This window comes from Thermogutta sp. (genome assembly GCF_039793925.1).
In the GTDB taxonomy this organism is placed as follows: Bacteria; Planctomycetota; Planctomycetia; order Pirellulales; family Thermoguttaceae; genus Thermogutta.
Window position 1 is genome coordinate 1 of record NZ_JBAMME010000252.1, and the last position, 23,946, is coordinate 23,946.

General features: G+C 56.5%; 21 protein-coding genes. 12 read left to right on the top strand and 9 right to left on the bottom strand.

The genetic code is table 11. The features are described 5' to 3' along the window. The first annotated feature begins 408 nt into the window (after positions 1–408). Together ABJK56_RS12105 and ABJK56_RS12110 are read left to right on the top strand one after the other, a co-directional pair. Positions 409–1,359 carry a hypothetical protein gene (locus tag ABJK56_RS12105; RefSeq protein WP_347244926.1) on the top strand — a complete coding sequence of 317 codons (951 nt, stop codon included), beginning with the start codon at positions 409–411 and terminating at the stop codon, positions 1,357–1,359. Between the two features lie 41 nt (positions 1,360–1,400). Beyond that, a complete protein-coding gene (locus ABJK56_RS12110; RefSeq protein ID WP_347244927.1) occupies positions 1,401–2,294 on the top strand; it encodes a hypothetical protein in 894 nt (297 codons plus the stop codon). Between the two features lie 124 nt (positions 2,295–2,418). Here the strand turns inward: ABJK56_RS12110 and ABJK56_RS12115 are convergent, their stop codons facing one another. The 8 genes from ABJK56_RS12115 to ABJK56_RS12150 form a co-directional block, all read right to left on the bottom strand. After that, a complete protein-coding gene (locus ABJK56_RS12115) occupies positions 2,419–3,885 on the bottom strand; it encodes a Ni/Fe hydrogenase subunit alpha (RefSeq protein ID WP_347244928.1) in 1,467 nt (488 codons plus the stop codon). Positions 3,886–3,967: 82 nt separating this feature from the next. Continuing rightward, complete coding sequence (locus ABJK56_RS12120) at positions 3,968–4,960, bottom strand: F420-nonreducing hydrogenase (RefSeq protein WP_347244929.1); 993 nt, start codon at positions 4,958–4,960, stop codon at positions 3,968–3,970. Then, on the bottom strand, positions 4,957–5,454 hold the full coding sequence (locus ABJK56_RS12125) for a hydrogenase iron-sulfur subunit (protein ID WP_347244930.1): 498 nt from the start codon (positions 5,452–5,454) through the stop codon (positions 4,957–4,959). Before ABJK56_RS12125 ends, ABJK56_RS12120 begins: the two co-directional genes overlap by 4 nt. 81 nt (positions 5,455–5,535) lie before the next feature. Continuing rightward, positions 5,536–7,560 carry a CoB--CoM heterodisulfide reductase iron-sulfur subunit A family protein gene (locus ABJK56_RS12130; RefSeq protein ID WP_347244931.1) on the bottom strand — a complete coding sequence of 675 codons (2,025 nt, stop codon included), beginning with the start codon at positions 7,558–7,560 and terminating at the stop codon, positions 5,536–5,538. A gap of 165 nt (positions 7,561–7,725) precedes the next feature. Beyond that, positions 7,726–8,613 carry a CoB--CoM heterodisulfide reductase iron-sulfur subunit B family protein gene (locus ABJK56_RS12135; protein ID WP_347244932.1) on the bottom strand — a complete coding sequence of 296 codons (888 nt, stop codon included), beginning with the start codon at positions 8,611–8,613 and terminating at the stop codon, positions 7,726–7,728. After that, on the bottom strand, positions 8,610–9,185 hold the full coding sequence (locus tag ABJK56_RS12140) for a 4Fe-4S dicluster domain-containing protein (protein WP_095416580.1): 576 nt from the start codon (positions 9,183–9,185) through the stop codon (positions 8,610–8,612). Before ABJK56_RS12140 ends, ABJK56_RS12135 begins: the two co-directional genes overlap by 4 nt. Positions 9,186–9,439: 254 nt before the next feature. Next, the gene (locus ABJK56_RS12145; protein ID WP_168175888.1) at positions 9,440–9,595 is read right to left on the bottom strand and encodes a hypothetical protein; all 156 of its coding nucleotides are present in this window, start codon (positions 9,593–9,595) and stop codon (positions 9,440–9,442) included. Further along, on the bottom strand, positions 9,592–11,235 hold the full coding sequence (locus ABJK56_RS12150; protein WP_347244933.1) for a sodium-dependent transporter: 1,644 nt from the start codon (positions 11,233–11,235) through the stop codon (positions 9,592–9,594). The genes ABJK56_RS12145 and ABJK56_RS12150 overlap by 4 nt, the downstream gene beginning before the upstream one ends. A 542-nt stretch (positions 11,236–11,777) precedes the next feature. On the opposite strand from ABJK56_RS12150, the gene ABJK56_RS12155 reads away from it, so the two are divergent. From ABJK56_RS12155 to ABJK56_RS12200, 10 genes are all read left to right on the top strand, one after another. Then, positions 11,778–12,533 (top strand): MarR family transcriptional regulator, encoded by a 756-nt coding sequence (locus tag ABJK56_RS12155; protein WP_347244934.1) that lies wholly within the window; start codon positions 11,778–11,780, stop codon positions 12,531–12,533. 141 nt (positions 12,534–12,674) lie between these two features. After that, on the top strand, positions 12,675–13,280 hold the full coding sequence (locus ABJK56_RS12160; protein ID WP_347244935.1) for an NADH-quinone oxidoreductase subunit B family protein: 606 nt from the start codon (positions 12,675–12,677) through the stop codon (positions 13,278–13,280). 29 nt (positions 13,281–13,309) lie between these two features. Then, positions 13,310–14,125 (top strand): Fe-S cluster assembly ATPase SufC, encoded by an 816-nt coding sequence (sufC, locus tag ABJK56_RS12165; RefSeq protein WP_347244936.1) that lies wholly within the window; start codon positions 13,310–13,312, stop codon positions 14,123–14,125. A 71-nt stretch (positions 14,126–14,196) separates the two neighbouring features. Beyond that, positions 14,197–15,594, top strand: a complete 1,398-nt coding sequence (gene sufB / locus ABJK56_RS12170; RefSeq protein WP_347244937.1) for a Fe-S cluster assembly protein SufB — start codon at positions 14,197–14,199, stop codon at positions 15,592–15,594. Then, a complete protein-coding gene (sufD, locus tag ABJK56_RS12175; protein WP_347244938.1) occupies positions 15,584–16,984 on the top strand; it encodes a Fe-S cluster assembly protein SufD in 1,401 nt (466 codons plus the stop codon). The genes sufB and sufD overlap by 11 nt, the downstream gene beginning before the upstream one ends. Positions 16,985–17,126: 142 nt before the next feature. Beyond that, positions 17,127–17,447, top strand: coding sequence for a non-heme iron oxygenase ferredoxin subunit (locus ABJK56_RS12180; RefSeq protein WP_347244939.1), 321 nt, complete (start codon positions 17,127–17,129; stop codon positions 17,445–17,447). 20 nt (positions 17,448–17,467) lie between these two features. After that, on the top strand, positions 17,468–17,785 hold the full coding sequence (locus ABJK56_RS12185; RefSeq protein WP_347244940.1) for a metal-sulfur cluster assembly factor: 318 nt from the start codon (positions 17,468–17,470) through the stop codon (positions 17,783–17,785). 557 nt (positions 17,786–18,342) lie between these two features. Then, positions 18,343–19,575: a pyridoxal phosphate-dependent aminotransferase family protein gene (locus ABJK56_RS12190; protein WP_347244941.1), complete on the top strand. Its 1,233-nt coding sequence runs from the start codon at positions 18,343–18,345 to the stop codon at positions 19,573–19,575. A 285-nt stretch (positions 19,576–19,860) separates the two neighbouring features. Continuing rightward, complete coding sequence (locus tag ABJK56_RS12195) at positions 19,861–20,730, top strand: hypothetical protein (RefSeq protein WP_347244942.1); 870 nt, start codon at positions 19,861–19,863, stop codon at positions 20,728–20,730. A gap of 477 nt (positions 20,731–21,207) precedes the next feature. Further along, on the top strand, positions 21,208–21,747 hold the full coding sequence (locus tag ABJK56_RS12200) for a hypothetical protein (protein ID WP_347244943.1): 540 nt from the start codon (positions 21,208–21,210) through the stop codon (positions 21,745–21,747). A 13-nt stretch (positions 21,748–21,760) separates the two neighbouring features. On the opposite strand, the gene ABJK56_RS12205 is transcribed toward ABJK56_RS12200, so the two are convergent. Further along, on the bottom strand, positions 21,761–23,620 hold the full coding sequence (locus ABJK56_RS12205; RefSeq protein WP_347244944.1) for a S1C family serine protease: 1,860 nt from the start codon (positions 23,618–23,620) through the stop codon (positions 21,761–21,763). Between the last annotated feature and the right edge of the window lie 326 nt (positions 23,621–23,946).

Genomic DNA, 23,946 nt, shown 5'->3' on the forward strand with positions numbered 1-23,946 from the left:
CGTTTTAATCGTACCAAGTTGGGAGTGAAGCTGAATTCGCTCTCTTTGTCCCGCAGCAATCTGGATGGTTCATGAGTCTCTCTGAAACAACCGAGAGAAGTGTGGTCGCGCTTTTCGCTTCATGGGATCATTGGGTAAACGGAGCCCGCACGTCGATAAACCGGAAGCATCCCGCCCGCATTTTCTGTGTTCCCGGTGCCCACTCTGTTTTTTCCTCGCAAAGTGTCCTTCCCAGCCAAATCGCCACTTGTGTGACCGGTTTGTTATTTGCCCGGCGTCGTCGTCGTATCCAAAAGAAGAGAGGCAAACCATGGGCTTGTAGGCTGGAAGCAGAAAGAGGATTAAGCAATACAGGTGCCAGTGTGCACATCTTCAATTCAGCCATCTTGTAGACAGAGGAGCAGAAAGATGAACCGCCTATCGCACGGGCATTCATTCAAAATGTTCGCAATCCTTGTGGCAGTCAGTGTGGCAGGATGTGCTCAACCGTTGCCCCCGGAGGTGGAAAAGCGGGTTCAAGCAACTGACCAGCAGGCACGATCGGAGATAGACCGGCACCTGGCTGATGTGAAATCCGTCTTTGACGAGGCCCACCGCCGCGTACCGGCGTTTGTGTCCAGGGTGCTGGGGTTGCGCATGAAATGGATTTACGTGACACGAGGGGAAGCAGCGGTCAAACAAGAGGTCGCTCGCGCATTTCGAAGTGTCCTTCTCAGTGAAGAGGACGTGCAGAGGCTTGCCGCGGCGATCATTCAAAACTACATCAGAACACTCGACGATCTGGACACACAGCTTCTCGTGGAGCTGATGGTTGATGCGCCAAATCCGCGTTTGGTCAGCGTCTCTAATCAAGAAAATGTCAGTGCCCTCGTCAAAAATGCCACTGAAAGAATTTCGCAGGCAGTGCTCACGTGCATTCCCGATGCCATTGCCCAGGACATTGCATCCTTAGTCATTAGCGAATTGGCGACTCAAATTGTGGTGCGCTGCGCTGTCTCAGCGGGGACTCTCTCGGCAGGAGCAGCCAGTAGTCTCTATACCTTCGGGGCGGGAATTCTCGTGAGCATTTTCGTGGATGACATTATAGAAAGGCTGACCGGCATTCGCGACTTTGTGGCCAAGGTAGCACATGAAGAGCTGGACAAGATGTACTACCGCCTGGTGGACGGGGACGAGCCGGGGACGAGCGGGCTGGTGGATCTCGCGGCGAAAATCGGTACGGAGCTCATGCAGCTCTTGGGCCTTCGAAGCTCGGGCCTCAAAGTTGCTCTGGAAAGCTATGCCCGAAAACGCGAGAGGATACGTCGGGATCTGGTTCGTCGATTTCTCGTAAACCAGTCGGCGGTGGCAAAACAATAATCAGCCGATCCGCGAGATGAAACTGATTAAAGGGAGTATTTATGATTGGGGTGCATGGGAACAGGTTTGTTGTCTGTGGTGTCGCCATTCTTCTATTTCTCGTTGGCAGTGCTGAAGCGGGGCCCCGAGATGCGGCGCTTCGAGAAATACTCGAGGCCTTCCTTCGGCACCCGCCGCGGGGGCTGACGCGGGAAATGGCAGAAGCGGTGGCGGACGATATTCTCCGATTGGCTGCTCGGCATGGTGACGCGCTGGTGGTAGAGGCGTGCGAAAAGGTTGGCCCGCAGCTCCTGGTCAGAATGGTTCGCGAAGCTGGTAAAGAAGCGGGCGATCAGGTGGTTCTCAAACTTGCCGCTCGCTACGGCGACAACGCCATGTGGCTAGTGAGGTCGCCGAAGCGGTTGGCCATTTTTGTGAAGTACGGCGACGAGGCGGCAGAGGCCCTTGTGCGGCATGGTTCGGTAGTGGAACCTCTCATTGAGCAGTACGGGCCGAGGATGAGCAGAGCGGCAACCCAATTGAGTTCGCAAAACGTTCGTCGGTTGGCCATGCTGGATCGGGAAGGAATTCTTCAGAAAATGCCCCACCGGGAAGAAATTCTCGACGTGATTGCCCGATATGGTGACAAGGCTGCCGATTGGGTCTGGCGGAACAAAGGTGCCTTACTGGTGACGAGCGTTGCCGCGGCGTTTGTGGCGAATCCAGAACCGTTTTTAAATGGCACGGCTCAGATTGTCGGGGCAGCGGCGCAGCCCGTCGTACAGGCTTCCGGCATTTCCCGGGTGGTGGCAGGGTTCATTGTGGTGTGCGGATTGGTCGCGCTGTGGATTGTGGGACGGCGCGTCAGTCGGGTTATGCGCCGGTTTGTTCGGCGAAATGAGAATGAGTCCTCCTGGCAGGCAAGCGCGGGGGACTCTCCGTCGGTTGACGGGTAGTTCTCCATTTTTCCGGGATGAAATTACTGCAAAAAACCATCGGGGAGGCCCAGTTGGCCTCCCCGTGGTTTCGAGGACTCTCCGTCGCTGAGCGGCGGAAAAACACGTCAAGCCATGAGTGGATTTAATCCAAGCACTGGGTAAGACGTTCTACGACCTCGCCATCTGCACGCCGAATAATGACTTCCAGGGGCATCTGGCCGGGCAACGTGTGCGTGGCACAGCCGAAGCAAGGGTCATAGGAACGGAAGGCCATCTCCACCCGATTGAGCAATCCTTCGCGGATTTCGAATCCGTGGATGAGCTTCTGAGCGGCGCGACGGACGGCCATGCAGATGGACGCGTTGTTATTTGTGGTTCCCACGATCAAGTTGGCCTTTACCACGAGTCCCCGCTCATCCGTCACATAGTGGTGGGTGAGGGTGCCGCGGGGGGCTTCTACGCAACCAACCCCTTCGGTCGGCTTTTGTTTGGGCAGAACACGATAATCTTTTCCCGTGATGGCGGGATCTGAAGCGAGCTCCACCCATCGCTCAGCGGCATAGAGCAACTCGATGAGCCGCGCCCAGTGGGTGGCCAAAGTGTGGTGGACGGGCTTGCCGCCGAGGATCTCGTAGAAGCGTTGGTATTCTTTCTGGGCGAGGGGAGTGGCCATGCCGTCGGCGGCGTTGAGTCGGGAAAGTGGAGTGGCCTGATAAATCCCCGAGTCGGGACCATCCACAAAACCTTTCCAGCCGACTTTTTTGAGGTACGGGAATTTCAGGTAGGACCACGGCTCGACCCTTTCCGCGACGTACTCTCGGTAATCGCGGGGATGGTATTTGGCGTGCTCTTTGCCATCGGGTCCCACGACGCGGACCATACCGTCATAAAAATTGACATGGTTATTCGCGTCGACCGTGCCCATATAATAGGTCTTTTGAACATAGATATCGCCGGTTATGAGAGACACATAATCACTATTTTTAAGAACGAGTTTATCAAAGAGTTCGAGGCTGAATTTAGCGAATTCGATGGCCTCACGGCCGGCGGCCTCAATTTCGCGGCGCTGTTCTTCAGTGATTCCCTTGCTGACGCCGCCAGGCAGGCCCCAGTTAGGATGCACCCGGCGTCCGCCGATCATCTGGATGAGACTGTGGCCCACGTGTCGCATCTTGATGACTTGGCCCCCGATTTCCAAACCGACTTTCTTGACCACCCCCAGGATATTGCGCTCGGATTTGGGGGCATCGGGGCCCACGACGAAGTCCGGTCCGCCGAGGGCGTAGAAGTGGGTCGTGTGGTCGGTGGCGAAGAATATGCTGTAAAAGAGCTCACGGAGCTTTTTGGCGGTTTCCGGCGGGTCCACGTGGAAAACGGCATCCAGGGCTTTGGTGGCCGCCATATGGTGCGCCTCGGGGCACACGCCGCAGATTCGGGCGGTGAGGTTGGGCATTTCCTCCACCGGCCGACCTACGCAGAACCGCTCAAATCCGCGGAGTTCGGGAATCTGGAGATAGGCGTTGGCCACATCTCCCTTTTCATCGAGAAAAATCTCGATTTTGCCGTGACCTTCCAGCCGCGTGATCGGATCAATCGTTACCCGTTTCATGGCTTCCTCAACTTATTTTCTCTTCAAGCGATTCGCTATCTTCTCGCTTCAGGAACCTTCCGCCGCGATCGGAAAAACGTCGTTAGTGGACCGTGGTGGGAACTGCGGTCTTTCTTTTTCTTCGCAGGAGGCTGTGGGCCAGGCTGAAGCGGTAGAAAGTTCCCACCGGATCGGGAATTCCCTCCTCGATAATCCGTTGGATTTCTGCTGGATCATTGGAATCGATAACGGACGCCAGGGCCGCCATCAGCCGAGCGCCATAATCGACCACGTCGGTGTTGGGGCCGTAGCAACCGATGCATGGGGAATTGACTCGGGGGCACTTGGCGCCGCAGCCTGCTCGGGTCGCCACGCCACAGCAGATAATGCCCTGTTCCAGCAGGCAGGTTTCCTCATCAGGAATGACTTGCCAGGTGCGATAGAACTTTTTGATCTTCTTTTCCGTACGTTTGCGGGGGCACTCATCGCAGACCGTCGTATCCACCCCGATGACCGAGCCCTTAGGCGGAAGCTTGTTCTCCAGAATGGCCACGATGGCGTCCCAGATACGCTCCGCTTCAGGGGGGCAGCCGGGGAGGTAATAGTCGACCTCCACGATCTGGTCGAGTGTGAAGACCGTGTCATAGAAAATCGGTAAATAGAGTTTTCCCTCCGGCACTTCGGTGACGTGCTGCGGTGTCACGTGCTGAGGGTTCTCGGTGGATGGTGTTTCCTCGTAAACGGTCCGGAAAATCTCTTCCCGCGTGTTGAGATTGGCCAGTCCGGGAATGCAACCCTCCATCGCGCAGGATCCAAAGGCCACCAGGACCTTGGACTTCCGCCGGAGTAATTTGGCCATGTATTCTTGTTCGCTGGTGCGGATGCCGCCGTTGAACAGGCAGACATCGATGGAACCGTCTTCCATTTTTTCTACATCGCGGACTTTTCCGTCGGTGGCACAGGGCCAGAAGACGATATCGAAGTGCTTGGCGACCTCGAGGATTTTCTCGTCGATGGCGAGGACGGCAATTTCGCATCCGCCGCAGGATGCCGCCCAGTACAGCGCCAGTTTTCCCTTGGCTTGTCCGTCACTCATGGAAGCACCTCCAGCGATTCTTCGTGTTCTTTGGCAATAGCTTCGACGGCATGCAGGCGCTCTCCGTTTTCCTGCCAGTTGGTGGGCCAATTAAGCGGGCCGAGCTTCCGGATATCTTCGACAAATTTGTCGATATGCTCGGCGAGCTGCTGCCCCTCAGCAGCCGAGGCCCATACCAACCGGATGCGATCTTCTTCCAAACCGAGTGCTTTGAGCGTGTGCTTGAGCATGTAGTAGCGCCGCATAGCCTTGTAATTTTGCTCGATATAATGGCACTCGCCGGGATGGCATCCGGCGATCATGACACCGTCTGCTCCCAGAGAAAGTGCCTTGAGCACAAACGCAGGGTCCACCCGCCCGCTGCACATGACCCGAATGATCCGCACATTGGGCGAGTACTTAATTCGGGCTGTGCCCGCCAGGTCTGCAGCCCGGTACGAGCACCAATTGCACAGAAAGCCCACGATTTTCGGTTCGAAGGTGTCCTCGGCCATGGCTTAATCCTGTTGCTGTATGGCGAAGTAAGCTCGGAATTTTCGATTCGACTATTGGCAGGGATCACGTCTCCGAAAGATTTACACGGAAACTGCCTCGGCTGCCTGTTTGGCCTGGCCGCCGTTTCCGTGAATTGCGTCCCAGAGAATGCCTTCGATCTCGGCAAACACCTGTTCGTTGCTGAAGTGGGCACCCGTGATGGCACCGGCAGGACAAGCGGCCACACAGGTTCCGCATCCTTTGCACATCGCGGTGATGACCCGGCTCACCTGTTTTTGTTCGTCGAATTCGATCGCGTTGTATGGACACAGGTTATTGCAAATTCGGCAGCCGGAGCATTTTTCCTCGTTGATTGTGGCCACAACCGGCTCGATCATCACGTTGCCTTTGGTGATCATGGACATGACACGCGCAGCCGCAGCCGCACCCTGCGCTACGGAGGCCGGAATATCTTTCGGCCCCTGGCAAGCACCGGCTACGAATACACCGTCGGTCATGGTGGCTACGGGATCGAGCTTGGGATGCCGCTCGGTGTACCAGCCAGCCATGCTGCAGGAGATGCCCAGCTTGAGGCCTAACTCCTTGGCGTCAGCTTGCGGCTCTAGCGCCCCCATCAGGATGACCATATCGACGGGAATTCGCCGTTGTTTTCCCATCAGGGTATCTTCCACCTGGATGATAAGCTTGCCCGCCTCTTCGGGGCGACGGGCGGCGTCGGTGACCTCGGCAACCTTTCCGCGAACGAAGTGCATTCCTTCTTCCAGAAGACGGTGATAAAACTCCTCATAGCCTTTCTGGTTCGTCCGCATGTCGATGTAGAAGGAGTACACTTCGGCCTTGGTCTTCTCCAGTACCAGGTGTCCGAACTTCAGGGCCGCCATGCAGCAGATGCCCGAGCAGTATTCGTTGTGGTTGGAGTCGCGGCTACCCACACAATGAATAATGGCCACCGACTGGGGTTCCGTCTTCCCGTCCCGAAGCACAATCTTCCCTCCCGTCGGACCGGCCGCGTTGCACATCCTTTCGAACTCCAAAGCGGTGAAGACGTTAGCCAGCCTTCCGTAGCCATACTGCGGAATCTTCCGGCAGTCGAACATCTTCCAGCCGGTGGCCACAATGATATTGCCGACTTCCAGTTCCAAGACCTCGTCCTGTTGGTCGAACTTAATGGCGCCGGTGGGGCAGAGCTTTTCGCACGCCCGACATTTTTGACGCTCAAAGTAAATGCACGAATTGACGTCGATTACGGGGATTCTCGGCACGGCCTGGGGGAAAGGAGTGTAAATGGCCTTGCGATAGCCGAGACCCGCCTCAAAATCTTCATCCACCACTTTGCGTGGGCATTTCTCCACACAGATGCCGCAGCCCGTGCACTTGTCTTCCTCCACGTAGCGAGCCTTTTTGCGAACTTTCACCTTGAAATGCCCTACCGAGCCGCTCACCTCTTCCACTTCGGAATAGGTCAGGAGGGTCACGTTGGGGTGCTGGCCCACCTCGGACATCTTCGGCGTGAGGATACATGCAGAGCAGTCCAGGGTTGGGAATGTTTTGTCGAACTGCGCCATGTGCCCGCCAATGCTGGGGCTGCGCTCCACGAGATACACGGGATAGCCGGCGTCGGCCAGTTCCAGCGTGGCCTGCAAACCCGCGATACCACCTCCAATGACCAGGGTGGCGGGGTTGACCCTCACGAAGAAGGGTTCCAGGGGTTGCTGACGTTTGACCCGCTCGACGGCAGCAGCCACCAGGGCCTTGGCTTTTTCTGTGGCTTTTGCCCGATCCCGCGAAACCCATGAGACGTGTTCACGGATGTTCGTCATCTGACAGAGATACGGGTTCAAGCCTGCGTTCTCACAGGCCCGGCGGAAGGTTTTTTCATGGAGATGCGGTGAGCAAGCCGCCACCACCACCCGGGTGAGTCCCTCCTTCTTGATGTCCTCTTCGATCATCGCCTGACCGAGAGAGGAACACATGAACTTGTAGTCCCGGGCAACCACGACGTCTTTGAGATTGGCCGCGGCCCACCGGGCCACCTCTTCCACATCCACCATGCCCGCGATATTGCTTCCACAGTGGCAGACATAAACGCCTACGCGTTCGGCCATGGGGAATCTCTCCTCAACTCGATGTGTGCCGTAAATTCCGAGGTTGGTTTCCTTCACGTTGCTCCGACGCGGCTCTAATTTGCCTCAGGAGCACCTTTTCCTTTTCCCGTTCCCTTTTGTCCCTCCCGGATCGTCCCTCACCGTCCAGCGACCGCGTTTTCGGCGTCATGCGGCGGCGGGTGCCGCGAGTTTTTGTTTGAGAACCGGTTCGGCCGGTACGATTTCTTTGCCGAAGCCAAGCTTCTTCCAATCCAAACCAAAGGCGACTCCCAGAAGCTGCGTGAAGAAAATGATGGGAATCTGATAATTGGTGCCAAAAAAGCTGTTGACGCGACTCTGATAGGCGTCCAGGTTAAGCTGGCACATAGGGCACATGCAGACGATGACGTCCGCTTTGTAGTCAGCGGCATTGTGGAGCAGACGGCGAATGAGTTCGAACGCCTGCGGCTCGCTGATCTGCGTCATGTGCCCGCCGCAGCAATGGGCCTTCACCGGGAAATCAACCGTTTCGGCCCCGAGCCACTTCATGAGTTCGTCCAGCTTGGTGGGCTGCTCGGGATTATCGAAGCCGTTGTAGGGGCGAACAATCTGGCATCCGTAATAACACGCGACCCGTAGTCCATTGAGGGGCTGAACCACCTTATCCTTGATGGCGGCTTCTCCGATGTCGGTGTAGAGAAGATCAAGCAAATGTCGGACGCGCACCCGACCGGGATCATAATGCAGCCCGCCGGCAGCCAGGCAGGTGTTGATCTTCTTTTCCATCTCCGGGTGTTCCTGCATGATCTGGTCCACCTTTCGGAGGTTGAGGTAGCAGGCGGCACACGGAGCCACCACCTGTTTGAGGTCCGGCTCCACGAGGGCCAGATTCCGGGCGATGACTGCACAGGCTGTCAGTTCATCCTGCGTGAAATACTCGGTAGCGCCGCAGCAATTCCAGTCGTCGATCTCCCGCAGCTCGATGCCCAAGAGATCGGCCACCGACCGCACGGAGAGGTCGTAAGCGGCACTGGAGCATTCCAGAGAACAACCAGGGTAATAGGCGTATCTCACGACTGATGCCCTCCGAGTTCGCGTGCTTTGCGAATGATGGCTTGAAGCTGATCAATGTTCTTGATGCGGGTCGGCGAGAGAGCCATTCTGCCCCGGGTGAACATGGATAACCCAAGGGGTCCCATCTTGAGCATGGCCAGCGGACGGTTGAACAGGTAATACCGGCTGGCCAATCCCAACTCGAAGCTCCGCCCATATTTGTCGAGCAGATCCGTAAAAGTTTTGGCGAGAGCCGGCGCGTCGGTATCGCGGTACATCCGCTCCCGAATGGCGATCCGCTTCAATCCGTACATGATGTCGGTGATAGGGATTTTTTGCGGGCAGCGGCTGACACAGAAATAGCAAGAGACGCAAAACCACATGGTGTTCGCTTTGAGGACCTTCTCCCGCTCGTTGGCGGCAATCATCGCAAAAATGGTGCGGGGGGTGTATTCCATGTCGGCCCCATTGGGGCAACTTCCGCCGCACGTGCCGCACTGCAAGCAGCGAACGATGCGTTCGCCACCGGGCACTTCCCGGATAATCTCGTGGAAGAACGGCGACCCTCGAAGCTCTAATGTTGTTCCGACCATCGAGTCACCCCATGCAGCAATTTTTACAGGTGCAATTCACAGCTTCCTGTCGATAGGACGTTAAAGCAAACAGGATACCATTTACCGAAAATGAGCTATATTTTTTCCGATGTTATTGATAGGACGGTACTTATGAAACACAAGCGGTGTTCAAAAAGCGGCGGGCTGGGGCGGCAAACTCGCGAACTTCCGCGACTGGTCGCGGATTTCCGAGGGGCTCGCTCATGATTGAATAGAGAAGTAAAAAAATCGGATTACTCGGCATCCATGTCGGGGGTGTGAATATCCACCTGACCGTGGAGATGCTCTTCACTCCCCGGCGTCGTAAGCACCTTGTACAGGCACCAGACGAGCAGCGCTGTGGCTCCCCCGACCGACAACAGCATGACGATCCAGCCCCCGAGTGTCATATCACAACCTCCTCCTGGCTGGCCTCGATCCGGCGCCAGTTCTTCACGGATTGGGCAATCAGCAAGGCGAAAAGGATTCCCACGGCCAGAATGAAAATGGCCAATCCGCCGACCACCGGATCAGTGAAAAGCGGCCTGATGCGATTCTGCTCCGGAGACGTGACCACAAAGTTCTGACGCAACCACAGCAAAAACACGACCAAAAGATACAGCGGTGTGACGTACTTGATGATGTATTTGTAAAATTCGGGAATTTTGATTTCGGCTCCCCGGCGAAGCTCGGCCATGCCTTTTTCCAATCCCAGGACCCAGCCGAAAAGAATCGTCTGGAATGTGGCCAGGAGGTAAATGGCGAAGGTGCCGATCCAAAAGTCCAGAGTATCAAGTGCCACGAAATCTTTTGAGAAGATGACAACCCCGGCCGATCCAACGGCGGTGATGAATCCAAGCACAGCCACCGATGCCCGACGGTTCAGCCCGAGCCCTTCCTCCAGCAGAGCCACCGCTGGTTGCAGCATGGAGAGAGAGCTGGTGATCGCGGCGAGAAAAAGCAAAAAAAAGAACAAAAAGCCGAACAGTTGTCCCAGGGGCATTTGATTGAACACATTGGGAAGAGCCATAAATCCCAAAGCAAAGGGATTACTCAGTTGCGACCCGATCTGAGGACCGAGAAACACAAAAGCCGCTGGGACGGTGATCAGTCCCCCCAGCACCACTTCACAGAATTCATTCCCCGCGCATGCCGTCAAACTGGAGAGCGCGATGTCATCGTCCTTCTTTACATAACTGGCGTAGGTGATGATAATTCCGAACCCCACAGAAAGTGAGAAGAAAATCTGACCCGCGGCTTTCATCCACATTTCGGGATCGGCAAGCCCTTCCCAGAATGATTTTGGTACTTCTCCGGGGGCTAGCATGGCAGGGGTTTTTACGGGGTTCCACAGATAGCCAAGGCCGTTGAGAACGTTCTGGTCGGGCTTGGTCGGATCCGGTGTTCCCAGCGTGAGCACGCGAATCAGAATGATCACTGCGCAGATGACCAGGGCGGGCATCGCCCAGCGGCAAAACCACTCGATGCCTTTACTCAATCCCCGGTAAATAAGGATGAAGTTCAGGATAAAACAGATGACCAGGAAAAACACGGCCGATCCGAGCAAACCTTCACCTGGTGTGGAGAGCGATTCGCCGTGGGCATGGAGTCCCACAAAATGCTCGAAAAACTGTTTGTACCGCTCGGCATCTGCCCCGAAATTCATTGCTCCGAAGAGATACCGGGTGGCATACGCCAGACACCAACTCTCGATGTAGACGTAATACATGTAAATGCCCACCGGTACAATCATCGCCAGCACACCAAAATACGGGGCGGCACGATTCTTCCAAATGACCCGATAGATGCCGGGTGAAGAGTTGTGGCCATGCATCCCGCCGTAGCGTCCCATGGCCCATTCTGCAAAGGCGATGGGCAAACCCAGAAAGAGAAACGCGCAGACATAGGCCACCATGAAAGCGCCGCCCCCGTACTGGGCAGCCAGGCCGGGAAAACGCAGGAAGTTTCCCAGGCCCACGGCGCTTCCTGTGACCGCTAGAATCGCCCCCAGGCGAGTGGTCCAGGTCTCTCGCTGTTTGCGCTGTTGCATGAACAGTCCTCTTCAGGCGGCTATCCAGCAGGGGTTTTTTCTATCAAGGCCAAATTTGGCGGTTTTGAAAGTCGCGCAACCTTCAGTGCGAGGAAGAACTTTCATTATCCTCACTCAAAAGTGAGTCTCAAGAGCGCAACTCCTTTGATTTTAGCCTTTAAATTGCATTGCGACGCTAATTAAAAGATAGCGGGGAGCATTCTGAAAACGGCGCGCCAAGTCTTAAGGATTCACGCCCGGTTCTCAAGATCGGCCGCGTGGCTTCCCTGATGGCTCGTCAAACCAAGCCGACAGTGTCACTCCCCTTGGCCGAAGCCCCACCTCAGGCGGTTATATCCGCCATTAGGGCGAGAATCGCGCTCACCGGTCGCACGAATGGAAGTGCCCGGCAATACAGCCCAGCGGATTTTTCGCAATTCTCCTTGCCTAAAATGTTGCAAAGGCATATGATAATCATGAGTGAGGTTCTCGAAGCAAAGGGCGCGGCATCCGCAAGCGTCGGGGTGGGGCGTGTGGCGGTGTGCGCACGGGAGACGGTTTTTATGACCGGTGTCGTTGTAGAATCCGATATCGACATCCTTGATTATCTCCGCACCGCGGGTCCGGCGACGGTGTCCCAGCTCGCCCGACATTTTTCGGTGACCCCTACGGCGGTGCGCCAGCGGCTTGGGCGTTTGGTGGCGGAAGGGTTGGTGGATCGCTTCGTTCAGCGGGAAGGTCGCGGCCGACCACGCCACGTGTACCGAATCACCGGTAAGGGACGCCTCCGCATCGGCTCCAACTACGCCGACCTGGCCTGCGCATTGTGGCACGCCATCCGTAAAATTCCCAACGAGACCATACAGAAGCAGATCATCAACATGGTGGCTGATGAACTCACCCGCATGTACCTCCCTCAGATGAGTGGGCTGACGGCGTCCGAACGCATGGGTGACGTCGTGCGTATTCTGGGACAGCGGCGGCTGCCGTTTCTCGTGGAGAGCGGAGCTTCTCAACGTGCAGGAATTGTGGCCGAGGCGAGCAATAATGATTTAGGCGGCCCAGCGTGCTCCGCGGACGGGAGCGCGGGGGCGGGTTTCATAGGTGCGTCGCAGTCTGGAAGTAGCCCGGGACCAAGGTCGCCTGCATTAATTGCGGCAGCCTGTCCGTATCCCGATCTGGCGGAAGTTGACCCATCCATCTGTGAGTTCGAGCGGATCTGGCTCAGTGAGCTTTTGGGGGCTCCGGTCCAACTGGCCGAGTGTCGTCGGGATGGCGGTCACCGCTGCCGGTTCGAGGTGGTCTCTGTTGACACCTGAATGGTGGACCGGTGGGGGAGTCGTCAAGTATAGTAGACGGGTTGGGTTGCTGCTCCTTCGTAAAGTTCCGTTCCAGGGGGAGAACAGCAGAAAATAGAGCGGTCGCCAGCATCGGTCGAGAGTTTGGGAAGACAGCGAAATATGACGCAGCCGTGGATTGAAGGTCGATTCGAGGATGGTTTGATGATCACGAGCCTGGAGCAGGCCATCAACTGGGCTCGGCAGGGAAGTTTATGGCCGCTGACGTTTGGACTGGCGTGCTGCGCGATCGAAATGATGGCCACCGGTGCCAGTCGGTATGACATCGATCGTTTTGGGGCGGGGGCGTTTCGCGGCACACCACGGCAAGCCGATCTGATGATCGTGGCAGGGACGGTCACTTTCAAGATGGCCAGCCGGGTGCGGCGGCTCTACGATATGATGCCGGAGCCTAAATACGTCATCGCCATGGGGGCCTGCACGCTGGGTGGTGGTCCTTATTTTGAATATGGTTACCACGTCGTCAAAGGGGTCGATCTGGTGGTCCCCGTGGATGTGTATGTACCAGGGTGTCCCCCGCGGCCGGAGGCCTTGCTGGAAGGTCTGATGCGACTACAGGAAAAGATTCAAATGCAGAAAATCCGGAGGGCCTCGGGCCCGGAAGACACTGAAAGGCTGCCGATCCCCCAACACACGGGGTATGTCGATATCCCTGAATCAACACTCGTATTTCGTCATCAACAGGTAAAGAAGGTTGCTGGAACGTGATCGCAGAAACGAAAGAAAAACCACCGCACATGAACCCAGAAACTCTATCCGTCATTGATTTGCATGTCAGTGTCGATGGGAAACCGATTCTTAAGGGCGTGAATTTGACCATCCGGCGAGGAGAGATTCACGCGCTGATGGGCCCTAACGGGTCGGGGAAAACGACCCTCGGTCTGGCGATTATGGGGCATCCCCGGTACCAAGTCACACAGGGGCGGATCGAGCTGGATGGCGAGGACATCACTCAATTGGAACCGCACGAGCGGGCACGTCGGGGACTGTTTATGGCGTTTCAGCGGCCAGTGGCGATCCCCGGCGTGCGTTTGGCCGATTTCCTGCGCCACGCGGTCTCCAATATCCGCAACCCGAACCGAAAGGAAGGCGAAGAACTGATTCCCATGCGGGAGTTCCGCAAAGAACTGCGGGAAAAGATGGAAATGCTCCGCATGGACCCGGAGTTTGCCCGCCGTTACGTGAATGACGGTTTCTCGGGAGGTGAGATGAAAAGGGCGGAAATCCTGCAGATGGCGCTTCTTCGTCCGAAATTCGCGATCCTGGACGAAACAGATAGCGGTCTGGACGTGGACGCTGTCCGCCTTGCCAGCCAGAGCATCGCCGAAATCGGCGCCCGCCAAATGGGGCTGCTCATCATCACCCATCATGAGCGGCTCCTGGAACACAATCCGCCGGATTACACGCACGTGATGCTGGCCGGCCGAATTGTTGAGACGGGTGGCCCGGAGCTGGCGGAAAAACTCCATCGCGAAGGGTATGATCAGCTTCGCGAGAAGTATCCCGAAATTGCGGCCGAAGAGGCGGCCATGGCGGGCAAAGAAGCGGTTTGACCGCGCGGACGCCTGGTTTCCGCGATTAACAAAAAAAGATCACTGACTCTCCTTATTTGGAGGATAATTTCATGGCAACCAAAGTGGACGTCATCGGCGAAATCAATAAGTACGATTTTCGCGCCGAAGAGCGATATGTTTACCGTGCCCGGAAGGGGCTCGACCGCGACATCGTCGCGGAGATTTCCGCGATCAAGAACGAGCCCCAGTGGATGCGGGAGTTCCGCCTCAAAGCGCTGGAGATCTTCGAATCCAAGCCCATGCCCACCTGGGGCGGCCACATCGATGTCAACTTCCAGGATATTTACTACTACATCAAACCGACCGAGCGTCAGGAGCATTCCTGGGAGGAATTGCCAGAAGAAATCAAGAAAACCTTTGATCGGCTGGGTATTCCCGAAGCGGAGAAAAAATTCCTCGCCGGGGTCAAGGCCCAGTACGAAAGTGAAGTCGTGTATGGATCTTTGCGGGAAGACCTCGCGAAGCGGGGGGTGATCTTCACCGACATGGATACTGCCGTCCGCGAGTATCCGGACCTGGTCCGCGAGTATTTCGGGACGGTCATCCCACCCACAGACAACAAGTTTGCGGCGTTGAACTCGGCAGTGTGGTCCGGTGGGTCGTTCATCTATGTTCCGCCGGGGGTCCATGTGGAGTATCCGTTGCAGGCCTATTTCCGCATCAACGCTGCGCAAATGGGTCAGTTTGAGCGGACGCTCATCATCGTCGATGAAGGGGCGTCCTGTCATTATGTGGAAGGTTGCACCGCCCCCATGTATAGCTCGGAGAGTCTCCATGCGGCGGTCGTCGAGGTGATCGCTAAGCGGGGAGCACGCGTCCGATATACAACCATCCAGAACTGGGCCAACAACATCTATAACCTGGTGACCAAGCGCGCCGTGGCTTACAGAGATGCCCTCGTGGAATGGGTGGACGGCAATCTGGGAAGCCGATTAACCATGAAATATCCGGCCGTGTACATGGTGGAGCCGGGGGCACGAGCAGAAATCCTGTCGGTGGCGTTTGCCAGTAAAGGCCAGCATCAGGATGCCGGATCCAAGGTCATCCACGCAGCGCCGTACACTTCCAGCCGTATCGTGTCCAAATCGATTTCGAAGGCCGGTGGACGCTCGAGTTATCGCGGATTGGTTAAGATCGAACGGGGAGCCAAAAAGTCCAAGTCCAACGTGGTGTGTGATGCGCTCATCCTCGATCCGTACAGCCGGAGCGACACCTACCCTTATATCGAGCTGGAAGAGCAGGACGTCATGATCGGCCACGAGGCGAGCGTATCCAAAATTGGGGAAGAGCAGCTCTTCTACCTGTGCAGTCGCGGCCTCACCGAATCCGAAGCCAGCACCATGATTGTGGCGGGCTTCATCGAACCGCTTGTGAAAGAGCTTCCCATGGAATACGCCGTGGAAATGAATCGCCTCATCGCTCTGCAAATGGAGGGAAGTGTGGGCTGAGCGATGGGCGAGCGTTGTCGCAGTGAGCTGTCAGATTTCCCTTTGTGATTCCACGATTGCTATGGTTCTTCCCGATTTAAAACAGGATTTGCATTTCACCGCGGAGGGTTTCCACACCGTCATCCTGCCGCGCCCTCAGCCGGAGTGGGCTCGGGAATTGCGAACACAGGCGTTCCAAGCGTTCCAGGAACTTCCCTGGCCCAATCGGAGCATGGAAGAATGGCGGAGGACGGAACTGCGGATCTTCCATCTGGAGAACTTTGTCTGCTGGGCTCCGACACCGGATCCTTTGCCGGAAATCCCCTCGGCACTCGCTCCGCGTCTGGAAACAGCAGGTCGGATTGTGACCCTCAATGGTCGGAAAATTTCCAGCACCGTGGAAAGCGACCTCCTTCGGAAGGGCTTGGTCATTGAGTGTCTCGAAGATTCCCTTTCGGGTCCGCATGAGGAATTGATCCGCCAGCACTTGTGGCGCCTTTTCGATTGGCGGGCGGATAAATTCTCCGCGCTCCATGCAGCTTTTTGGACGGGGGGAACCTTTATCTATGTCCCTCGTGGATTGAAAGTGGAACAGCCGATCCTCCACGTGGCGGCATTGGCCTCCAACCAGGCTGATGTGGGTCACACGCTCATTGTCGTGGATGAAGAGGCCGAGGCCACTGTGGTTACCGAGACCTCCAGTCTCGATCCCGGGGCGGAAGGACTTTTTTGTGGAGGGATCGAGATTTTCGTTCGGCCCGGCGCTAGATTGCGATACGTCAATTTTCAAAATTGGAACCAAAAAACTTTCCATTTTGCTCGACAGAAAGCTGAGGTGGCGGAACGCGCTTTTATGGAATGGACGCTGGGAGCGCTCGGCGGTCGATTGGCCAAGGTCAATCAGGAACTCGTGTTAAATGGCCCGGAGAGTGAAGCGATTGTCAACGGCGTCATGTTCGCCGAGGATCGGCAGCATCTGGCTTACCATACCCGACAGGACCACCGAACGGGCCAAACCAAGAGCGATCTGCTCTACAAAGGAGCGCTCCAGGACCATGCCCATCTGGTGTGGCGGGGGATGATTCGGGTGGAGCCGGGGGCTCTCCGATCGGACGGCTACCAACGCAACGATAATCTTATGCTCAGCGATACAGCCCGGGTGGATTGCATTCCGGGATTGGAGATTCTGGCGGACGACGTCCGGTGTACCCACGGAGCAACCGCTGGACGTGTGGACGAGGAAGAGATTTTCTACGCCCAAACCCGGGGGCTTACCCGGCGGGAAGCGACCCGCTTGGTCGTGACGGGATTCTTCCAGCAGGTGCTGGACCGCATCACAATCGACAGCGTGCGAGATGCGCTAGGCGACATCATTCAGCAGCGGGTGCGGGAATATCGGAGCCGCGAGTGAAGCGGGTTCCGCGTGCCCGGCACGCTCTTAAACCGCTTTCCACAGGCCGGCATTCGTTTGAACCCATTTTTGTACGGCGGATGGCCATTCGGGACGGAGTCATAACAGGAATAAGCAATTCTCATTCAGAGAGGGTGTGTGAATGGGCGAGTTGGTCAAAGTCTGTCGTGTCTCTGATTTGCCCGATCCGGGCAAGGCAGTGTTTGACGTCGACGGTCGCATGATCGCCGTCTTTCACGTCTCGGGGACGTTTTGGGCGATTGACGATGTGTGCACCCACGATGGTGGTCCTCTAGCGGAAGGGGAGCTCCGCGGTTACACCATCATCTGCCCGCGACATGGGGCGCAATTCGACATCCGCACGGGTCATGCCAAAACCATGCCAGCGGTCAAAGGCGTAACCGCTCATAAAGTCGTGGTGCAGGGAGAGGATGTGTACATCGAGGTGAACGAATCGGCCTGAAGATAGGCGGAGGATCTGGCGTGGCGATCCGCGAAGAAACTGTGTGGGAAGCCCTCAAACAGGTGCGCGATCCCGAGATTGGGATTGACCTAGTCAACCTCGGGCTCATCTACGAGGTGCTAGTGACAGAAGAAAACGGCAAGTCCAATATCTACGTCAAAATGACGATGACCAGCCCTGCATGCCCTTCTGGGCCGCGAATGGTTCAGGATGTCAAGGATGTGCTCAAGCAGCTCGGGGAAGAGGTGGGCGAAGTCACCGTGGAAGTGGTCCTCAGCCCACCCTGGACTCCGGATCGTATGTCCGAAGAGGCACGGGAAGAGCTGGGATTCTATTAAAAGCTGCCAAACCTGCGCAAGCGACCGAACCCCGGAAGCAGTTTGTAATCGGTAGATCTGCCATCCTTCAGGGGAAACAAGCCGTGTTTAAATTCGTAGCTATTGGGGCCGTTTAGACAATCCCTAACTCTCTGCCGGTGGCAGCCCGGACACAAAACGTGGCGACATGCCGGAGCTTGATCACGCTCCTGGGCGGGTTTCGTGTGCCGCCGTCTTGATACCTTCTTGTCAACCTGTTGCGCAATTGATGCATGCGGTAACCTCCGACGTCCTTTTCACCTCCAAAAAATAGAGCGTTTTTTGATCGCTGTCTGCCGATTTTAGCAATGAAATCGGTTGCATGCTTGGTGCGCTCTGGATTTTGCAGGTGACTCGTTTAACGTATTGGCATGGAAATCTACGTCTGTAAAAAAGGGAAAAATAGGTTCTTGAAAGAAAATGTAGAATTTGGGTTCTTGTTACGCTAAAGTGAAAGCATAGGGGTAATGGTGATCAGTGCCAACTCCCAGGGTGAACCGTCGGGACAACACGAATCCGGGTTTCAACGGAGGGCGCCAATGTCCGACGTTTTCCAAAAATGCTACCGATTTCTGGAGAATCCGTTCGCGGGAGGCGAGGACAAAACAGAGAACCACGAACTGGCGGAGATGGTTTATACGGCTGTTTCTCCGCCCGACAATTCCGGCCCCTGGATGGAAGTGGATGGCAGGCGTATTCTGCAGTTTGGTTCTAATGACTATCTGGGTTTGGCAAGCCATCCGGCTGTGCGGCAACGGGCAGCAGAGGTGGCGGCGGAGTATGGAATCGGGCTGCCCATGGGATCGCGCTTGTTGACCGGTACCGTTGCCCATCACCTGGAGTTGGAAGCCAAACTCGCACGATTCAAACAAACTCAGGCGGCCATCGTTTTTTCGGCCGGTGCGCTGGCCATGATGGGGACTCTGGCGGCCCTTTGCGGTCCGGAAGATGTTCTTTTTATCGACGAGTTCGCTCATGCTACGCTCAAGTTTGGAGCCCGGGCCTCTACCGCGACCATTCGCGTCTTTCGTCACAATGACGCCAACCATCTGGAAACGTTGCTCCAGCGAACACAGACCCGCGGGGGCCGCGTTGTGGTGGTGGACGGTGTCTACAGCATGCAGGGGGACGTCGCGCCACTCCCCGACCTTGTGGATCTCCGCCGTCGATACGGTTTTCGCCTGCTGGTGGATGATGCCCATGCCAACGGTGTCTTCGGGCCGCAGGGACGGGGAACGCCTTTCCACTTCGGAGTGCAGGAGGAGGTCGATCTCCACCTGGGGACCTTCAGCAAAGCATTCGGAACCATCGGCGGGTTCGTCGCCGGCCCGTACGAGGTGATCACTTATCTCCGTTATCACGCCCCCACCTATATCTTCACGAAAGCCCTTCCGTTGGTAGTGACTGAAGCGACCAGCGTGGCTCTGGAGCTGCTGGAAAAGGCGGACGACCGGCGGGCAAAACTGTGGCAAAATACGAAACACCTTCAGCAGAGCCTCCGCAACGCTGGGTTTCACCTGGGCAACACGCAATCGCCGATCACGCCTGTTCTTGCAGAAGGCACAAAAGCCCTCTACTGGGCCTATCAACTCAGGGAGAAATTTGGCATCTGGGGAGCCCCGGCAACCTATCCCGCGGTGAAAATGGGAACCTCGCTGTTGCGGTTAGTGCCGACGGCACTCCATGAGCCGCAAGACATCGATTTTCTCGTGAATAGTCTCGTGGCCATCGAGTCGGCTCTAACACTGGGCAGCCTCATGCCGGTTATCTGATCAGGAAAGCCGCGGAGCTTTGCCCCAACTGAGGTGCCGACAATGCCCCGCGGCTAAGAACCATCATCCCGAGCTGTGTACCTGAGTTCGGAGCGTTTTTCAATTTCACCCCTGCCCAGACCTGCGAGAGATGCTAAGATTTCTCTGGAGAAAGGGGACATTCGGGCGGCTGAGGCAGTGGCGCACACCTCTCGGCCGGGACAGGCAGATAGTCGCCATACTTCCCACATTGCTATTTCGGATTCTTCGTTTGATTTCGTGTCGCAATGAGGCGGGAAAACGACAATGAAGCTTCTGGAAGCCATCCGGACGATTCTCTCATCTTTGGTAAGCCTGGTACTGCTGGCAGTGGTGGGCGGAGGCCTGTATTTTGGCTACACGCTCTATGAGCGTTCGCGTCACGCCCAAGATGAAGTCCAGAAGAAACTGGCGGAAAAGGAGTCAGAAGTCGCCAAGTTGACGGTCGAATTGCAGGCCAAGCAGGCGGATCTCGCGGAAAAGGAGACGCAAATTGCACAATTGTCTTCCGACCTGCGATCCGCCCAGGAAGAGCTGCAGAGGAAAGAAAAAGAAATTCAGCGGCTCAATACGGCGATACAGCTTTTGAAGGTGGACCGGCGGGTGGCGTTCTTGGACGTCCTTTCCCAGGAGAAGGACCAGACAGGTGAGCAAGTAAAAACAACGGTGCGGTTTGTGGAAGTGGACAACGAAGGTCGCCCCGTTGAGCCACCGCGGACCTTCGCCGTCCTTGGGGACAAAGTTTACGTGGACGCCCTGGTGATCAAATTTGCCGACCATTTCGTGGAGCAGGGGGATCCGCTCCGGACAGCCTCGCTGTGTCTGTTTCAGCGAATTTTCGGAAATCTGCAGGCCCCGGAGAGCGGTGTCCGCATCGACCGCGAGAATGATCAGCCTGCCGTCTATCGCACGAGCCAGGTGAAGTCGGATTTTGAGCGGGAATTGTGGGCACAGTTCTGGGAGTTTGCGAAAAACGAAGCCAAAGCACGGGAGGCTGGCATCCGGGCTGCCCACGGAGAGGCTGTGTACGTGCAAGCCGTGCCGGGGACGCGGTACCGCCTGTCGCTGCGAGCATCCGACGGGTTGTCGATTGTCCCGGAAGGTCCCGTCCCGGATCTGTCTGGTAGGACCTTGTAGATCCCGGCAAGTAAGGTTCTCCGGCAATCTTTTCCAGCAGAAAAACGGGCAAAATCTGCCGATCGAGCGGCAACTTGTGCCGACCGGTGCCGTGATTTTCGGGGTGAGGAACGTCCCGACGGGAAGGCGAAAACAGCCCATTCCCGTTTGGTGAGCTTCTGAATGGGCTTATCCGCGTTGTGAAAATTACCGCTTTTAGCGGTACCCTTTTCCATGTTCGCGCAAGCTGGGGCGGCGTGAAGTTACCGCGGCCCTTTTGCCGCGGATTGAGCGCCTCAAGAGGGCTCTCGGCGCGGCTTTTGCAAAAACGTTCCTTTCGGACGCTATGATGGCGGGTCTGTCTGGTAGTTTTCCCCAGCGGAGCCTGTCTCTGCTGCGCGGGCGGTAGGTGAAATCCTGACCAGGCATTGTCATTGCCGCATATTTTCCAGCCAAGGAGCGGGTCGACGCAACTGACCACAAGGAAGTGAGACGATCATGCAGATTCCAGGACTTCTCATTCGCGGCTTGCTGGCCGGTGGGCTGGGAGCTTCATCACGAACGGGATCAACAGAAGCTGCGCAAACAGCCCAGACTAGCGAATGGAATTCTACCAGTGCGATTCTTGCTGGCCTGCTGGCGGGAGATGACGGTCGGCTCTCTCTCGTGCGCGGTATTCTCGCAAGTTACGATGTGACGCACATCACGCCCCGACAGTTTTCGGAAATGTTGGAGAAAATGCGAGACGCGGGCCTGATCACCGACGCCGAGTTCAATGAGCTGGCCAAAATCCGCATGGACCTCAATGAGGCCGGTGTCGAGCCCGACGAGGCCATGGATCTGCTCAGCTTTTACCAGCAGCGATTACGGCGACTTGAACTCTGGGGTGAAGAGGACCTGGATGGAGCACTTCCGGCACTGCGAACGGCATGGGAGAAGCGGCTCCAGTGGCTGGAGAAAGTGGCCACGGCCCGGCAAAATGCAGCCGTCAACCTTCCGCCACACTCTCCGGCCGTTAATTTAGACGAAATCGTTTAACCGGCGCGCTGGCTTATTCAATAATGGACGGAAACGGCAGGCCGCTTCGCTGCGAAAGATCCGCTCGAGCCGCTTCCAGAATACCGACAATGATCACAGTTTTGGCAGCAAAGTCGCTCAAAATTTTGTCAATTTTAGCTCGCGCGACATTGGGGTTTGGCATTTCTCCCAGGACCGCCAGAGTTTGACGAATGGTTTTGGAATACTCGTCGAAAAAGGTGGCCAGGGACTGTCCGGCGATGACTGCCCCTGGATCGACGTTTTCTACAGGCAAGTTGATGACCATCGCAGCGGCTCCCGCCAGCGAGTCCGCCCAGGCCTGAAGGATGAGGACCTTTTGCAGTGGTGTGGCCATGGGATTGTTGATAATGGCGGTTACTTGCTTTTCGTTAGAACTGACAGCTTCGGCCGCCGCTTTGAGGACCAGCCAATACGCGACGGTAGACGCCCACCGAATGGCTTCGGGTTGTTCAGATGCGCCACCATTTTTTGCAATCGGGGTTTGGGAGGAAAGATCGCTCACACGCGCGGTTTTCAATCGGGTAGCCACTTCCACAGCGGAGACGGCAAAGTTGAGGTTTTCAGACTGTACTCGTTTGAGCGTCGTGACCCCGATAACGCGGCCGGCGGCATCCACCAGTGGCCCACCACTGTTTCCCGGATTAACGGCGGCATCGGTCTGGATCCAGGGAATCTCGTCGTAGTCCTTAGAGAGAAAGTCAATCTCGCTCGTCCGACGGATAGAGCTGACAATTCCCCTGGTGATCGTGGCTTCCAATCCTTGGGGGGCGCCATAAGCGTACACGGTCTCGGTGAGTTTGGGGAAATCCTCGCGAAGCGTGAGTATGGCCGGGGGGTTCGCCAGACCATCTACCGCCAAAAAAGCCAGGTCACATCGTGGAAAAAGAGCTCCCCGCGCGATGGGATACATCTCTCCAGATCGCAATTTGACCACGATCTGCGACGCTCCCTCCACGACATGATAGTTCGTAACGACAATGGGGCAGGGATACGACGAACCCACGAAGAAGCCGCTTCCCAGCGAACCATTTCCGCTGAAGTCCTGGGCGATGATCACCACGCATGCGTTTTGCACCATTTCCAGCCAGCGTTGTGGACCGGCGAGTTCCTCCCCGCTTCCCCCGTTTGCTGGTGGACTTCCCGGCTGGGCGGCCGCTGGCTCAGAACGGGCTGCCGCCCTATTTTGGGGCTGGGGAGGTATTCCCTCCTCCGTCGGTTGTCTCAGGGCTGTCGGAGGCTTCGCTGGAATTTTTTCTATAACTGTTATTCCCTCCTCTTCGTGGATAGCGAAGGCATCCCCGCCCTGCCCTCCCAAAACTTGTGCGACCGGTTGCTGGTCATTCCCGTGAGTAGCTCCCGTTGCCGACGCGGGTCGTCCCCACCGCATCGCCACGATCCCGATTCCCGCCAGAAGACCACCGACCATGATGAGGAACAAGACGATGCCCGCGATCCACCAAAACGCGTGATGCTGTTTCCGGCGGAGCGCATGTGGCGGCACCTGAGCACCGTAAAGTGCTTGGGCCATGAGCGGTCGCTCGGCCCCGCTCGAATCGGCCGGCGCCATCACTGCGGCAGGCGGTGACCCAGCCGATTGGACGGCGCGGGGAGGAAGAGGTGGTGGAACGTTCGGCTTGCGGGGGTGACGGACCGACACCCCTTTCGCTCGTCGTATTTTCGCTGCCAACGCGCGCTGATCCACGTAAATGCGCTGTTCCCCATTGAAATAAAAAACCTTCGCTTCCGGAGGGACCTGCTGTGACGAGAAAATCTCTTGGAATTCTTTCGGGTTGAAGGGGCCGAATACTTGCCCGCCTGATTCGTAATACCAGGAGTTTGCCCGCTCAGACATGATTCGCCCTCCTCTAGACGCCCACTTTGTAGAAGATTGCATTATTGATTAAGCCACATAGTCATCCTAAATAGCTCCACTTTTATCGTCAACGCTGCGGACGATTCTGGAAGTCTACGTTCCAAGCAACAGCGGGCCAAGAAATCCCGTCTGCAGTGCAAAGATCGGCTGATTCGCGAAACCAGCCAAGCACAGAGGTATGCGGCGTTTTTAGCCAATGGCTAGAGACGGACAAGAAACGAACGCCGAAATTGAGGTTTTTCCTCGCTCACCCGAGCTCGATCAACTGAATCATAGACGTGTGAAATACGGTGTCGAAGGGTGAC

What these genes read in the sequence shown, in the direction of transcription:
- ABJK56_RS12150 (WP_347244933.1), bottom strand. Translation starts at nt 11,235, where the DNA reads ATGCAACAGCGCAAACAGCGAGAGACCTGGACCACTCGCCTGGGGGCG.
- ABJK56_RS12110 (WP_347244927.1), top strand. Translation starts at nt 1,401, where the DNA reads ATGATTGGGGTGCATGGGAACAGGTTTGTTGTCTGTGGTGTCGCCATT.
- ABJK56_RS12130 (WP_347244931.1), bottom strand. Translation starts at nt 7,560, where the DNA reads ATGGCCGAACGCGTAGGCGTTTATGTCTGCCACTGTGGAAGCAATATC.
- ABJK56_RS12190 (WP_347244941.1), top strand. Translation starts at nt 18,343, where the DNA reads ATGTCCGACGTTTTCCAAAAATGCTACCGATTTCTGGAGAATCCGTTC.
- ABJK56_RS12120 (WP_347244929.1), bottom strand. Translation starts at nt 4,960, where the DNA reads ATGAGTGACGGACAAGCCAAGGGAAAACTGGCGCTGTACTGGGCGGCA.
- ABJK56_RS12180 (WP_347244939.1), top strand. Translation starts at nt 17,127, where the DNA reads ATGGGCGAGTTGGTCAAAGTCTGTCGTGTCTCTGATTTGCCCGATCCG.
- ABJK56_RS12200 (WP_347244943.1), top strand. Translation starts at nt 21,208, where the DNA reads ATGCAGATTCCAGGACTTCTCATTCGCGGCTTGCTGGCCGGTGGGCTG.
- ABJK56_RS12205 (WP_347244944.1), bottom strand. Translation starts at nt 23,620, where the DNA reads ATGTCTGAGCGGGCAAACTCCTGGTATTACGAATCAGGCGGGCAAGTA.
- ABJK56_RS12115 (WP_347244928.1), bottom strand. Translation starts at nt 3,885, where the DNA reads ATGAAACGGGTAACGATTGATCCGATCACGCGGCTGGAAGGTCACGGC.
- sufC (WP_347244936.1), top strand. Translation starts at nt 13,310, where the DNA reads ATGAACCCAGAAACTCTATCCGTCATTGATTTGCATGTCAGTGTCGAT.
- sufB (WP_347244937.1), top strand. Translation starts at nt 14,197, where the DNA reads ATGGCAACCAAAGTGGACGTCATCGGCGAAATCAATAAGTACGATTTT.
- ABJK56_RS12125 (WP_347244930.1), bottom strand. Translation starts at nt 5,454, where the DNA reads ATGGCCGAGGACACCTTCGAACCGAAAATCGTGGGCTTTCTGTGCAAT.
- ABJK56_RS12160 (WP_347244935.1), top strand. Translation starts at nt 12,675, where the DNA reads ATGACGCAGCCGTGGATTGAAGGTCGATTCGAGGATGGTTTGATGATC.
- ABJK56_RS12145 (WP_168175888.1), bottom strand. Translation starts at nt 9,595, where the DNA reads ATGACACTCGGGGGCTGGATCGTCATGCTGTTGTCGGTCGGGGGAGCC.
- ABJK56_RS12105 (WP_347244926.1), top strand. Translation starts at nt 409, where the DNA reads ATGAACCGCCTATCGCACGGGCATTCATTCAAAATGTTCGCAATCCTT.
- ABJK56_RS12195 (WP_347244942.1), top strand. Translation starts at nt 19,861, where the DNA reads ATGAAGCTTCTGGAAGCCATCCGGACGATTCTCTCATCTTTGGTAAGC.
- ABJK56_RS12140 (WP_095416580.1), bottom strand. Translation starts at nt 9,185, where the DNA reads ATGGTCGGAACAACATTAGAGCTTCGAGGGTCGCCGTTCTTCCACGAG.
- ABJK56_RS12155 (WP_347244934.1), top strand. Translation starts at nt 11,778, where the DNA reads ATGACCGGTGTCGTTGTAGAATCCGATATCGACATCCTTGATTATCTC.